The sequence below is a fragment of the Frigoribacterium sp. PvP121 genome, from assembly GCF_017833115.1.
Taxonomy (GTDB): domain Bacteria; phylum Actinomycetota; class Actinomycetes; order Actinomycetales; family Microbacteriaceae; genus Frigoribacterium; species Frigoribacterium endophyticum.
Window position 1 is genome coordinate 2,956,522 of record NZ_JAFIBR010000001.1, and the last position, 13,072, is coordinate 2,969,593.

Sequence of the window (13,072 nt, forward strand, 5' to 3'; positions counted from 1 at the left end):
GCCCCGCACCGCCCCGCACCGCCCCGCACCCCTGACCACCCGACACCTCCGAGGAGACCGATGAGCGTCTACGACGTCTGGGCCCCGACCGCCACCACCGTGCGACTGCACCTCGACGGCGAGGTCCTGCCGCTCACGGCGGAGCCCGCCACCGGCTGGTGGCGCGCGCCCGCCGACCTCGACCGCGGGCCGGGCCACCGCTACGGCTTCCTGCTCGACGACGGCGACACGCCCCTGCCCGACCCGCGCTCGCGGCGCCAGCCCGACGGCGTGCACGGCCTCAGCGAGACCTTCGACCCGGCGGCCTTCGCCTGGACCGACGAGGCCTGGACGGGCCGCCAGCTCGGCGGCGCGGTCATCTACGAGCTGCACCTCGGCACCTTCACCCCCGAGGGCACGCTCGACTCGGCGATCGAGAAGCTGCCGCACCTCGTCGAGCTCGGCGTCGACCTCGTCGAGCTGCTGCCCGTGAACGGCGTCAACGGGCGCTGGAACTGGGGCTACGACGGCGTGGACTGGTTCACCGTCACCGACAACTACGGCGGGCCGGAGGCCTACCAGCGCTTCGTCGACGCCGCGCACGCCGCGGGCCTCGGCGTGGTGCAGGACGTCGTCTACAACCACCTCGGCCCCTCGGGCAACTACCTGCCGGTCTTCGGCCCCTACCTCTCGAGCAAGCACGCCAACACCTGGGGCGACAACGTCAACCTCGACGACGACGGGGCGCACGAGGTGCGCGAGTTCATCCTCGACAACACGGCGATGTGGTTCACCGACTACCACGTCGACGCGCTGCGTCTCGACGCCGTGCACGCCCTGCGCGACGACTCGCCCGTGCACCTGCTGCAGGAGATGGCCGAGCGCACCGCGGCGCTGAGCGCCCACCAGCGGCGCCCGCTGACGCTGATCGCCGAGAGCGACATGAACGACCCGCGCCTCATCACCCCCCGCGACGGCGGCGGCTCCGGCCCCGACCACCGCCAGGGCTACGGCCTCGACGGCCAGTGGAGCGACGACTTCCACCACGCGCTGCACGTCGCGCTGACCGGCGAGACCACCGGCTGGTACGCCGACTTCGCCTCGCTCGACTCGCTCGCCAAGGTGCTCACGAAGGGCTTCTTCCACGACGGCACCTGGTCGTCGTTCCGCGAGACCGACCACGGCTTCCCGATCGACGTCGAGCACATGCCCGGCTGGCGCCTCGTCGTGGCGAACCAGAACCACGACCAGATCGGCAACCGCGCGATCGGCGACCGCCTCGCGGCCTCGCTCGACGACGGCCAGCTCGTCATCGCCGCCGCCCTCACCCTCGCGTCGCCGTTCACGCCGATGCTCTTCCAGGGCGAGGAGTGGGCCGCGTCGACCCCGTGGCAGTTCTTCACCTCGCACCCCGAGGCCGACCTCGGCGAGGCCACCGCGAAGGGCCGCATCGCCGAGTTCGCCAAGCTCGGCTGGGACGAGTCGACCGTGCCCGACCCGCAGGACCCGGAGACCTACCGGCGCTCGAAGCTCGACTGGTCGGAGGTCGAGCAGGGGCGGCACGCCCTCGTGCTGAGCGCGTACCGCCGCCTGGCCGCCCTGCGACGCGCCGAGCCCGACCTGACCGACCCGCGCCTCCCCCGCGTCTCGGTCGAGCACGACGCCGACGCCCGCTGGCTCGTGCTGACGCGCGGCTCGCTGCGGGTCGCCGTGAACTTCGCGGAGCAGGAGGCGCGGCTCGCCGTGCCCTGCACCGAGGTCCTGTTCACGAGCGACGACGCCGTCACCGCCGGTGAGTCGCTGCTGCTGCCGCCGCACTCGGTGGCGATCGTCCGCTGAGGCAGCCGGCCCGCGGGCCGGAGGAGACGAGAGGAGGGGCGGGTCGTGTCGCGACCGGCCCCTCCTCTCGTCCTCCGGCGACGGCTACCGCGCCCGCAGGCCCGCCAGCTCGCCGGGCCGCACGCGGTGCGAGGTGGCCCGGACGCTCGGCAGGCGACGGTGCCGCAGCACGAGCTCGACGACCGCGCGGCTGCGCCGGGTCAGGCCCCACCTCGTCACCTTGACCAGCGACTCCCGCACGATCGACCCGCTCATCTTGGACGCGCCGTGCACGCGCTCGGTGAACGTGATCGGCATCTCGACGACGCGGAGACCGGCCTGCAGCGACCGCCAGAGCAGGTCGACCTGGAAGCAGTAGCCGCGCGACTCGACCTGGTCGAGGTCGATGCGGCGCAGGGCCTCGGCCCGGAAGGCCCGGAAGCCCCCGGTCGTGTCGGCGACCCGGATGCCGAGGGCGCCGCGGGTGTACCAGCTGCCGCCGCGGCTCAGCAGCCGTCGGCGCAGCGGCCAGTTCTCGACACGGCCGCCGGGCACCCAGCGCGAGCCGAGCACGAGGTCGTCGTCGGCGAGCAGGGCGATCAGGGCCGGGAGGTCCTCCGGGTGGTGCGACCCGTCGGCGTCCATCTCGACGAGGGCCGCGTAGCCGCGCTCGAGCCCCCAGGCGAAGCCCGCCAGGTACGCGGCGCCGAGGCCGGCCTTGCCGGTGCGGTGCAGCACGTGCACCCGGGGGTCGCGGGCGGCCCACGCGTCGGCGAGGTCGCCGGTGCCGTCGGGCGACCCGTCGTCGACGACCAGCACGTCGACGGAGGCGCCGCTGTCGAGGGTGCGGCCGACGATCCAGTCGAGGTTCTCTCGTTCGTCGTAGGTCGGGATGATGACGAGTGCGTCGTTCACGGGGTGGTCCTTCCAGGTCGGGTGGGAGGGAGCGGGTCGGGTCGGGTCGGGTCGGGTCGGGTCGGGTCGGGTCGGGTCGTGTCGGGTCTGGTCTGGTCGGGGGCGGTGCGGGTGGTCCGCGCCGGTCAGGTGGCCGACACGAGGTCGGCGAACACGATGAGGTTGTCGACGTAGTGGCCGGTCGAGCGGTCGAACGTGCCGTCGCAGGTGATGAGGCGGAGGCTCGCCGTCGGGGTCGCCCCGTAGACATCGCTGGTCGGGAAGGTCGCCTTGGGGGTCCGCTCGCTGCCCGTCACGCGGAAGGTCTCGACGCTGCCGGTCGAGAGCGTCACCTGCACCTCCGCGCCCACGGCGAGGTCGGCCAGGTCGACGAACACGGCGGGGCCGCTGCCGGAGTCGACGTGCCCGGCGATGACCGCCGGACCGACGCCGCCCGGCACGACGCCGTCGCGGTACCAGCCCGCCGACATCCACTCGCGGGGCGGCTCGAGTTCGCCCTGCGCGCCGAGGCCGAGCGACTCAAGACCGGAGTCCACGCCGATCGAGGGGATCTGGACGCGCACGGGGGTCGAGCCTGCGGGAGGCGCGGTGACGTACGGTGCGGCCGGGTCCTGGAACGAGCCCGCGGCCCCGCTGCCGGGGTCGAGCGCCGGGTCGGTGGCGGCCCCGCCCGGGGCGGCCTGCGAGGCGCCGGCGCCGGCCTCGGCGCCCGTGCCGGTCGAGCTGCCCCGGCCGGGCTGCGCCGCGACGGCGCCGACGGTCACACCGGCTGCGACGAGGAGGACGACCGCGACGCCGACGGCGACGGCGGCCCGCCGGTGGGCGGAGATGCGCTGCACGAGGCTCATCGGGCCACCTCCAGCGGCGAGCACGCGCCGAGCGCGGACGCCTCGACCTGGAGCGCCGCGAGGGCGGCCCACGCGGTGCCGTAGTAGGTCGGGGTCGACTGGGCGAGGGCGTCGGCGCGTCGCAGGTCGGCGGAGGCCTCGTCGTGCTGACCCGCGCTCGCCTCGGCCGCGGCGCGGGCCGCGTAGGCGAGCGGGCTCTGGTCGGCACCGATCGACTGCCCGCCGAGGTCGAGCTGCATCGGCAGGTCGTCGTAGCGCTGCAGCACCGGCGCGAGCCGGGCGGCGAGGGCGACGTCGGCGGGGGTGCACGACTCGGCGTAGCGGAGCGCGAGGCGGGCCGCGTCGTAGCTGTACTGCACGGTGCCCGACGTGCCGTCGGCGCCCGGCAGGGGCACGACGCTGCCGTCGCGGCGCACCTGGGCCCAGTCGCTCGGCAGGGCCGTCGCGTCGAGCACGGATGTCGTCACGGCGCGCGAGCCGGCCTCGAGCTCCGACCACCGCGGGTCGCCGCTGGCCTCGGCCAGCTGGGCGAAGCTCGCGGGCGACGCGTACGAGGGGTTGTACGACCACGGGCCGTCGCCGGCCGCCCACGGGCCGGGCAGCAGGATGCGCCCCACGTCGGTGACGGCGGTCATCTCGTCGAGCACGGCGCCGCCGAGGTCGACGCCCTGCTCGGTGAGCGACGGGTCGCCGAAGGCCTCGCCGGCGAGCACGAGGGCCCGCGCGGCGTCGACGTCGGCGTCGCTGGCCGGCATGTCGTCGACGACGGCGCCGTCGGCCCAGCGCCAGGCCAGCAGGCCGTCCTCGCGCACGAGGTTCTCGCGGGTCCAGCGCCAGATCGCGTCGAAGCGCTGCTCGTCGCCGACGCCGACGGCGACGAGCATGCCGTAGGCCTGCCCCTCGCTGACGGTGTCGTCGCCCTGGTCGCGGCGCACGACGCGGCCGTCGTCGTCGACCCAGTCGTCGAGGAACCCCTCGCCGATCTCGGTCGCCGTGCGGGCCTGCGGGGTCGGGGTGCCGGCGCCGGGCGTGCCGGTCGCGTCGGCGGCGGGCTCGTCGGACGACGGGCCCGAGGGGCCGCCGACGACGAGCCAGGCGACGCCGGCCGTGAGGGCGACGGCCACCACGACGACGACGGCCAGGAGGGCCTTCGTTCTGCGGGTCATGCTGCTCTGCTCTCTGCTGGTGGAGCGGTGCGGTGCGGGAGCGGTGCCGGGAGGCGCGGCGCGCCTCCCCAGGTCACGCCCCGAACCAGCCGAGGACGGTCGCCCAGAGGCCGCGGGGCTGGTCGCCGTCGGCGCCGGCCGTCGCGTCCGCCGAGCGGTGCTCGGCGAGCCAGCCGCCGCCCGTCTGGACGCCGCCGACCGGAGCCTGCGCCGTCGCGGCGCTGTCGACGACCGGGACGACCGCGAGGCCGCCGTCGGAGTCGTCGAGCACGAAGAGCGTGCTGACGCTGCCCGCGGCGAGGTCGACCGAGCCGGAGCCGGTCACGTCGTCACCGGTGAGCGAGAGCTGCCACGGGCCGGCCGCGACCTGCGCGTACTGGCTGGCGCTGCCGAAGGGCGCATCGGCGGCGATGGTCGTGCCCGTCGTCGTCGCGACCGAGACCTCGTCGCTGACCGTGGCGGCCTGCACGAGGCGCACCTTCGCCTGGCCGTCGGAGGGCGCGGTCAGGTCGTCCTTGAACACCTGGGTGCGCAGGTCGTCGTTCGGGCCGTACGCCACGGTCGTGATCGGCTGGCCGCTGTCGACCGTCACGTTCGTCGTGATGACCGGCTTCGTGCGGGCCGGTGAGTCGGCGGCCGTCATCGAGACCACGTAGGTGCCCGCCGGCAGCGCCTGGTAGGCGCTGACCTGGCCGTAGGTCACGTCGTCGAGGTCCATCACGACCTGCCCGCCCGAGAGCGAGGTGAGGGTGACGTCGACGGCCTTCGTGTCGGGCGACAGGTGGCCGACGCGCACCCAGCCGTCGCCGTCGGCGGCCTGGGCGGGCGAGGCGGCGACGAGCGACCCGGCGAGGGCGACGGCCGCCGCGGCGGCGAGGGCGAGCGGTGCCGCGAGGCGGCGCCGCGACGGGGTCGCCGCGGTGCCGACGGGGGTGCCGGGCGTGCCCGGGGCGGTGCGGGAGGCGGTGGTGCGGAGGGAGCGGATCGTGCGGATCACGGTGGTTCCTTTCCGGTCGGGGTGCCCCGCCCTGGCGGGCGGAGCCGGTCTGGAAGGTCGAGGCCCGCGGGGTGCGGGCCTCGACCGGGCGGTCACGGGGCGAGGAGCCCCTCGGGCGGCACGGCGGAGAAGGTCACGCGGAGGGCGTCGCCCTCCTGCTCGACCGACTGCGGCGCGTACACGTCGCCGAGGCCCTCGAGGGTGGCTCGGAGGTCGGCGAGGGACTCGCCGCCGCCGGGCGTCACGACGAACTGGCGGAAGAGCGACTCCTGCTCGCCGGGCAGCCCCTCGGGGTCCGCGACGGAGACCGGGGCGATGGCGGCCAGCTGCCCGAGCACGATCACGGCGCGCGGGTCGAGGCGGCCGTCGGTCAGGGCCTGGTCGAAGGTCGACGACACCTGGAGGCCGGGGTTCTGCGCGAGCTCGGAGCCCGCCCGCGACCGGGCCGCGGCGGCCTCGTCGGCCGTGCGCTGGGCCTCCGCGGCCCCGTCGCGGTCGATGCGGCGGACGGCGACCTGCTGGTCGCCCTCGCCGAACGAGGCCACGACGGTCGAGCTCTCGAGCGCCTGCCGGACGTCGGCCGAGGCCAGCCCCGAGGTGCGGACCGACTCCGTCTCGAACAGGTAGTCGCTGTCGCGCCAGCCGTTCGGCGACTGCGCCTGGACGGCGCCGTCGGTGTCGATCTTGTAGAACCAGATGACGTTCTCCCGGGCGAACCCGGCGTTCACCAGGTCGACCCAGACCGCGTCGTCGACGAGCAGCCGGCTGTCGGTCGGCACGTTCTGCTCGACCCAGGTCTCGGCGTTCCGCATCGGGGCGTCGAGGTCGGCGTCGACGAAGCCGCGCAGCTGCACGGCCCAGAGCGGCACGACGGCGACGACGGCGACCGCCGTGACGGCCAGCCACGCGACGGCGCCCGTGCGGGCGGCCACGGTGGACGCGCGCCCGGCGCGGCGGGCCCGGACGGCCCGGACGGCGGCGTCGGTGGCAGCCGCGACGAGCAGGGCCGCGAACGGCAGCAGCATGATGACGTAGGGCACGGGCAGGTACCCGCCGGGGCGGAACATGAACGCGACCAGGAAGACGAGCATCACGGCGATCGGGCGGACGCGACGGAGGAAGAGCCCCACGACCGCGGCCACGACACCCAGCACGATCAGCACCGGGTCGAGCTGCCACCACTGCGAGACGGTCGCGAAGAAGAGGCTGCCGGTGTCGAAGACGGAGCCGCTGGCCTCGCGGGTCGCGAGCTGGAACTGCACGCCCTCGAGCAGGCTCACCCGCCCGGCGCCGGGCAGCAGCTCGCCCTTGACGGCGGCGAGGGCGACGTACCCGAGGCCGACCAGCACGAGCAGGCTCGCGGCGATCGAGAGGGTGTAGCGGCGCGTCGACCGGTCGGCCCCGCGCCACATCGTCCACGCCAGGAAGGGCAGGGCGAGGAGGTACGTCTCCTTGCTCAGCACGGCGATGCCGAAGGTGAGCGAGGCGGCGGCGTACCCGGCCAGCTGGTAGCGCCGGCTCAGGGCGAAGACGAAGGCGGCGAGCAGCCACGGCGTCGCGACGTTGTCGAGGTAGACGGTGCGGTGGAACTGCAGCGCCAGGGGCGAGACCGCGAACACCAGGGCGGCGACGGCCGCCGCCGGCCGGCTCAGGCCGAGCTTGCGACCGAGCAGCCAGACGAGCACGACGGCCACGAGGGTGAACGCGAGCACCGCCTCCCGCGCGGCCAGCACCGCGATGTCGTAGCGCGAGAAGGCGCCGGTCAGCGAGGTGTAGGCCGCGATCTGCAGCCAGCCCACCGGCGGGTGGTCGTACCAGTAGGTGTAGTGGGTCAGCTCGCCGAGGTGCTGCACGGCCCAGGCCTGGGCCGTGTAGGTGCCCTCGTCGTCGATGCGCTGCGGCGACCCGGCCATGTTCCAGGCCTGCACGGTCGCGGCGATCGCCAGCACCGGCAGCAGCCAGGCGAGGCTCCGGCCGTGGCGACGGAACCACTCGCCGACGGGGGTCCGCCCGCGGCCCGGAGCGGGCTCGTGGACGCGCGGCACGGCGGGGCGGACGGGGGCGGCGGGCCGCTCGATCGTGGCGGTCATCGGTCGCTCCCCACGGTCGCGAGGGCGTCGACGGGCTGGCCGACGACGACGGGCGGCGAGCTCGGGGCACCGCTGACGGAGGCGCCGGGCGCGACCGCGGGACGGTGCGTGCCCGAGTGCTCCGTCTTCTCCCACGCGTTCATCCCGCGCAGCTGGCGCCAGACGGCCCGCACGGCGGCGAGGGCGAGGAAGATCTGGTAGGGCAGGAGGCCCCACACGAGGCGGGCGTAGTCGCGCACGCGGACCTTCTGGCCGTACGTCTTGCCGAACTCGTGCAGCCCCGTGAACTCGACGGCCAGCAGCACCAGCGTGGGCGCGAGGGGCACGAACGAGACGAGCGCGATGGCCGTCGGCACCTTGACGGTGAGGATGAGCACGACGCTGATCGGGATGAGCAGGCCGGTGGCCGCCTGGATGAACGGCATGGTGAGCAGGTAGCGGGCCATCAGGCGCTGACGCAGGGTCGGCAGCTGGCGCCACTCCCCCTTGCCGTAGACCTGCATGAAGCCCTGGTTCCAGCGGGTCCGCTGCTTGAGCAGCGAGACGAAGGTGCCGGGCGTCTCCTCACGGGTGACGACCTCGGGGCTGTAGGCCACGACGACCTTGGCCCCCGCGCTCGACAGGCGCACGCCGAGCTCGCAGTCCTCGGCGAGGCAGGAGGCGTCCCAGCCCTCCGACCAGTCGAGCCACTCCTTGCGGACGAAGACCGTGTTGCCGCCGAGCGGGATGAACTTCTCCTTGGCGTGGAAGTGCAGCCGCGAGCGGAACCAGAAGTAGTACTCGAGCACGTTGCGGAGGCTCCACCAGCTGGACTGGAAGTTCATCAGCTGCACGCCGCCCTGGACGACGTCGGCGTCGGTCTCGGTGAAGCGCGAGTCGACGAGGGTCAGCAGGCGCGGGTGCACGTCGTCCTCGGCGTCGAAGACCCCGACGATCTCGCCCCGCGAGGTCTGCAGCGCGAGGTTGAGCGCCTTCGGCTTGTTCTTCGGAACGCTCGAGTCGACGATGACGCGGATGAGCTCGGGGTGCCGGGCGGCGGCCTCCCGGGCGACGCGCTCGGTGCCGGGGTCGTCGTGGCCGACGATGGCGATGATCTCGAAGTCGGGGTGGTCCTGCTGGGCGAGGCGGTCGAGCGTCTGGCCCATCACCTCCTCCTCGTGGCGCCCCGGGACGAGGAGCGTGAACGAGTGCGCCGCGTCGAGCGGCGAGTCGCTGAAGCGGCTGCCCTCGAGGGTGTCCTTGGAGCGCCAGGCGTGGAGCATCCACCACAGCGTCGAGACGGCGACCGCGGTGAGGAGGACGGTCACCAGGACGAGGCCCGAGTAGCCGATCCACTCGAGCGGGCTCCAGTCGGGCAGCGAGAAGCCGGGTACGCCGTCGCCGAGCCCGGAGGTGCTGCCGCGGTTGGGCAGCACCTGCGAGGGGTCGGCGGGCGCCTGAGGCGTCAGCAGCGGTTCCGGCTCGCCGGCGGCGAGGACGGAGGTCGCGAGGTGGGTCAGGGGGGACGGCACGGGTCGGTCTCCTGTCGGGTGTCAGGGTCGGGGGGAGTCGCGTCCACGTCGTCGGGGACCGGGTCGGGCGCGCTCGGGTCGGGTCGAGCGGTCGGGTGGGTCAGGTCGGGTTCGGCGGCCCCCGGTCGGGGGGTTGGGTGCGGGGTACGGGATCCCGGCGAACTGCCAGGTGCCCGACACACGGCGTTCACACGACCCCCGGCCGGGGGCCGGGGGCCGGGCGTCGACACGCCGCCTTCACGGAGCGACGGGTGACGCGTACGGTGACGACATGGAATTCCGACACCTCGGCCGCAGCGGCCTCAAGATCTCCGAGATCACCTACGGCAACTGGCTCACCCACGCCTCGCAGGTCGAGAACGACGTCGCGACGCAGTGCGTCCGCGCCGCCCTCGACGCGGGCATCACGACGTTCGACACCGCCGACGCCTACGCGAACACCGCGGCGGAGCAGGTGCTCGGCGACGCCCTGGCCGGCGAGAGGCGCGAGAGCCTCGAGATCTTCACGAAGGTCTACTGGCCCACCGGCCCGCGCGGCCACAACGACGTCGGGCTGAGCCGCAAGCACGTGCTCGAGTCGATCGACGGGTCGCTCCGCCGCCTGGGCACCGACTACGTCGACCTCTACCAGGCGCACCGCTACGACAGCGCGACCCCCCTGGAGGAGACCATGCAGGCCTTCGCCGACGTGGTGCGGCAGGGCAAGGCGCTCTACATCGGCGTGAGCGAGTGGACGGCCGAGCAGATCCGCGCCGGCCACGAGCTCGCCCAGCAGCTCGGCGTGCAGCTGATCTCGAACCAGCCCCAGTACTCGATGCTGTGGCGCGTCATCGAGCAGGAGGTCGTGCCCGCCAGCGTGCAGCACGGCGTCAGCCAGATCGTCTGGTCGCCGGTCGCGCAGGGCGTCCTGAGCGGCAAGTACGCGCCGGGCGCCGAGCTGCCCGCGGGCAGCCGGGCGACCGACGCCAAGGGCGGCGCCGACACCATCAAGCGCTTCATGACCGACGAGGTGCTCACCGGCGTCGCTGCCCTGAAGCCCGTCGCCGACGACCTCGGCCTCACGATGGCCCAGCTCGCCGTCGCGTGGGTGCTGCAGAACGACAACGTCGCCTCGGCGATCATCGGGGCCTCCCGCCCCGAGCAGGTGGCCGACAACGCCGCCGCCGCGGGCGTCCGCCTGCCGGTCGAGGCCATGACCGCGATCGACGCGGCCGTGGGCCACCTCGCCGAGACCGACCCGGCGAAGACGGTCTCCCCCGCCGAGCGCCCCGCCTGACCCTCGGCCCGATCTCCCGGTCGGCCGCCGCCCCGGCGACGGCCGACCGGGTCTCAGCACCTGCATCGACGCTGTTCACCGATCAGCCACGCGGATCGGGAATGCTCGACCTGTCGATGCTCTTGCATATACTCGTACCACCTTCGGTGACACGTCACCGATCCACGACCACCTCACACGTCACCACCTCAAGGAGAACACCATGGCCATCACCGCAGAGAAGATCCCCGCCGGCACCTGGACCCTCGACCCCACCCACAGCGAGGTCTCGTTCAGCGTCCGCCACCTCGCGATCAGCAAGGTCAAGGGCTCGTTCGAGCGCTTCGACGCGAGCCTGGTCACCGACGACGACCACACCGCGAGCAAGGTCACGGCCTCGATCGACGTGGCCTCGATCAACACGAACCAGAAGGACCGCGACGGCCACCTGCAGACCGGCGACTTCTTCCTCGCCGAGGAGCACCCGCAGATGACGTTCACCTCGACGAGCATCGAGGAGAAGGGCGACGACGCCTTCCTCGTGCACGGCGACCTGACCCTCCGCGGCGTCACCAAGCCCGTCACCCTGAAGAGCGAGTTCGGCGGCCTCGTCGTCGACGGCTACGGCCAGACCAAGCTCGGCTTCTCCGCCACGACGAAGATCGACCGCACCGAGTTCGGCGTCAGCTGGAACGCGGCGCTCGAGGCCGGCGGCTTCACGCTCGGCAACGACGTCACCGTGACGCTCGAGATCCAGTTCGTGCTCTCGGCGTAGTCACCGCGCTCCACCCGGAGGGCCCGCACCTGCTCAGGCAGGGGCGGGCCCTCCGTCGTGCGGCGAGACGCGAGGCCGGCGCACGGGCGCAGCGGCGGCGGAGGCGGGGCCCGACCGGTCACCGGTACGTAGTATGTTGGCCGTCGCATCCGCTCTCCCGTGAGGACCCCCCATGACCCACCTGATCGACCTCCCCTCGTGGGCGCCCATCGCGGCCGCCCCCCTGATCGTGGTCGGGGCCGCCGTCCTGCTCCGCCTCCCCCGACGCCGTCGCCACCGACGGGTGCGTCGATGAGGCCGGGCGCGTCGACGGGGCCCGTCGACGCCGGGGAGTCGTCGGAGCCCCCGCTCCCCCACGTCGTCTCGTGGTCGAGGTACCCCCGCCGCACCGCCGTCGCCCTGACGGTCCTGATCACGGCCAGCCTGGGCGTCCAGGTCTGGACGGGCCTCGACACGGCCCCCGCCGTCGTCTTCCTCCTGCTCGTGGTCGTGGTCGGGGCGCAGATCGTCCTGGGCCTGCTCGACCGCCCGCGGGGCGCCGACCGAGCGTCGGCCGAGACGTCGGCCCCCGGCGAGCCCGACAGCGTCGCCCGTCGCCCGGGCGACCTCGACGTCGTCGCCCTCGTGCCCTGCTACAACGAGGACCCTGCGGCCCTCCGGGCCTGCCTCCGCGGCTTCCTCGCCCAGACCCGTCGCCCCGACGGCGTGGTCGTCGTCGACGACGGCTCGACGACCGGCGGCTACGACGAGGTCGAGGCGTGGTTCCGCGGCGCCGCGTCGGCGGCCGGGGTCCGAGCGACCTGGCTCCGGCAGCCGAACGGCGGCAAACGCCGTGCGCAGGTGACCGGGGTCGAGGCCGAGCCCCGTGCCGACGTGTACGTGACCGTCGACAGCGACAGCATCCTCGACGGGCGGGCCCTCGAGAACGGGCTCGTCGCCTTCGACGACCCGCAGGTGCAGTCGGTCGCCGCCGTCATACTCACGACGAACGTGGCGGCGAACCTCCTCACGCGCGTGGTCGACGTCTTCTGCGTCTCGCTGCACCTCTTCGAGCGCGCCGCCTTCTCGCGCCTCGACTCCGTCATGGTCAACTCCGGCGGCTGCGCCCTCTACCGCGCCGACGTGCTCCGCGAGAACGTCGCCACCTACCTCGGCGAGACCGTCCTCGGCCGCCCCGTCCACTTCTCCGACGACAGCATGCTCACGCTCTTCGCGCTCCGGCGGGGCGCCGCGGTGCAGCAGGCGAACTGCGTCGCGTTCACGTTGATGCCCGACCGGCTCAGCCACCACCTCCGGCAGCAGCTGCGCTGGATGCGCGGCTCGTTCATCCGCTCCGGCTGGCGCCTGCGCCACCTGCCGATGCACCGGGCGGCGTACTGGCTGCACCTGGCGAAGTGGCTGATGTACACGACGGTGACGGCGACCTTCTTCGTCGTGGTGCTCTCCGGCGGCCTGTCGACGCCGACGGCGGCCGTGTCGGCCGCCGTCGGCGCCGTCTCGCTCTACACGCTGACCACGCTCCGCTACGCGACCATCGCGCGCAGCGACCGCACGCGGGCGCAGACGCTGCGCACGCTCTGCACTGCGCCCCTGGCCGGCGTCTGGAGCCTCACCGTGTTCCGAGTGCTGCGCTGGTACGCGATGGCCACCTTCGCGAACGTCGGCTGGGGCACGCGCCGTGAGGTCGAGGTGCGCCAGTCGTGACGGCGGGCCGCCGC

At 73.9% G+C, this 13,072-nt stretch carries 11 protein-coding genes; 5 read left to right on the forward strand and 6 right to left on the reverse strand.

Annotated elements, in window-relative coordinates; all coding sequences use genetic code 11:
• Positions 1-60 precede the first annotated feature (60 nt).
• Positions 61-1,818, forward strand: a complete 1,758-nt coding sequence (treZ, locus tag JOE43_RS13795; RefSeq protein WP_209518488.1) for a malto-oligosyltrehalose trehalohydrolase — start codon at positions 61-63, stop codon at positions 1,816-1,818.
• 84 nt (positions 1,819-1,902) lie between these two features.
• On the opposite strand, the gene JOE43_RS13800 is transcribed toward treZ, so the two are convergent.
• The 6 genes from JOE43_RS13800 to JOE43_RS13825 form a co-directional block, all read right to left on the reverse strand.
• Positions 1,903-2,712, reverse strand: a complete 810-nt coding sequence (locus JOE43_RS13800; protein WP_209518490.1) for a polyprenol monophosphomannose synthase — start codon at positions 2,710-2,712, stop codon at positions 1,903-1,905.
• A gap of 125 nt (positions 2,713-2,837) precedes the next feature.
• Positions 2,838-3,560, reverse strand: a complete 723-nt coding sequence (locus tag JOE43_RS13805; protein WP_082514520.1) for a class F sortase — start codon at positions 3,558-3,560, stop codon at positions 2,838-2,840.
• Entirely contained in the window at positions 3,557-4,726 is a 1,170-nt protein-coding gene (locus JOE43_RS13810) for a glycosyl hydrolase family 8 (protein ID WP_209518492.1), read from the reverse strand. Before JOE43_RS13810 ends, JOE43_RS13805 begins: the two co-directional genes overlap by 4 nt.
• A 73-nt stretch (positions 4,727-4,799) precedes the next feature.
• Entirely contained in the window at positions 4,800-5,723 is a 924-nt protein-coding gene (locus JOE43_RS13815) for a DUF4397 domain-containing protein (RefSeq protein ID WP_209518494.1), read from the reverse strand.
• A gap of 92 nt (positions 5,724-5,815) precedes the next feature.
• On the reverse strand, positions 5,816-7,813 hold the full coding sequence (locus tag JOE43_RS13820) for a glycosyltransferase family 39 protein (protein ID WP_209518497.1): 1,998 nt from the start codon (positions 7,811-7,813) through the stop codon (positions 5,816-5,818).
• Positions 7,810-9,324 carry a glycosyltransferase gene (locus JOE43_RS13825; protein ID WP_235491244.1) on the reverse strand — a complete coding sequence of 505 codons (1,515 nt, stop codon included), beginning with the start codon at positions 9,322-9,324 and terminating at the stop codon, positions 7,810-7,812. Before JOE43_RS13825 ends, JOE43_RS13820 begins: the two co-directional genes overlap by 4 nt.
• A gap of 271 nt (positions 9,325-9,595) precedes the next feature.
• On the opposite strand from JOE43_RS13825, the gene JOE43_RS13830 reads away from it, so the two are divergent.
• From JOE43_RS13830 to JOE43_RS13840, 4 genes are all read left to right on the forward strand, one after another.
• Positions 9,596-10,600, forward strand: a complete 1,005-nt coding sequence (locus tag JOE43_RS13830) for an aldo/keto reductase family protein (RefSeq protein WP_209518500.1) — start codon at positions 9,596-9,598, stop codon at positions 10,598-10,600.
• A gap of 202 nt (positions 10,601-10,802) precedes the next feature.
• Positions 10,803-11,354, forward strand: coding sequence for a YceI family protein (locus JOE43_RS13835; RefSeq protein ID WP_209518502.1), 552 nt, complete (start codon positions 10,803-10,805; stop codon positions 11,352-11,354).
• A gap of 172 nt (positions 11,355-11,526) precedes the next feature.
• A complete protein-coding gene (locus JOE43_RS16000) occupies positions 11,527-11,649 on the forward strand; it encodes a hypothetical protein (protein ID WP_280921590.1) in 123 nt (40 codons plus the stop codon).
• On the forward strand, positions 11,646-13,058 hold the full coding sequence (locus tag JOE43_RS13840) for a glycosyltransferase (protein ID WP_209518503.1): 1,413 nt from the start codon (positions 11,646-11,648) through the stop codon (positions 13,056-13,058). Before JOE43_RS16000 ends, JOE43_RS13840 begins: the two co-directional genes overlap by 4 nt.
• Positions 13,059-13,072 lie beyond the last annotated feature (14 nt).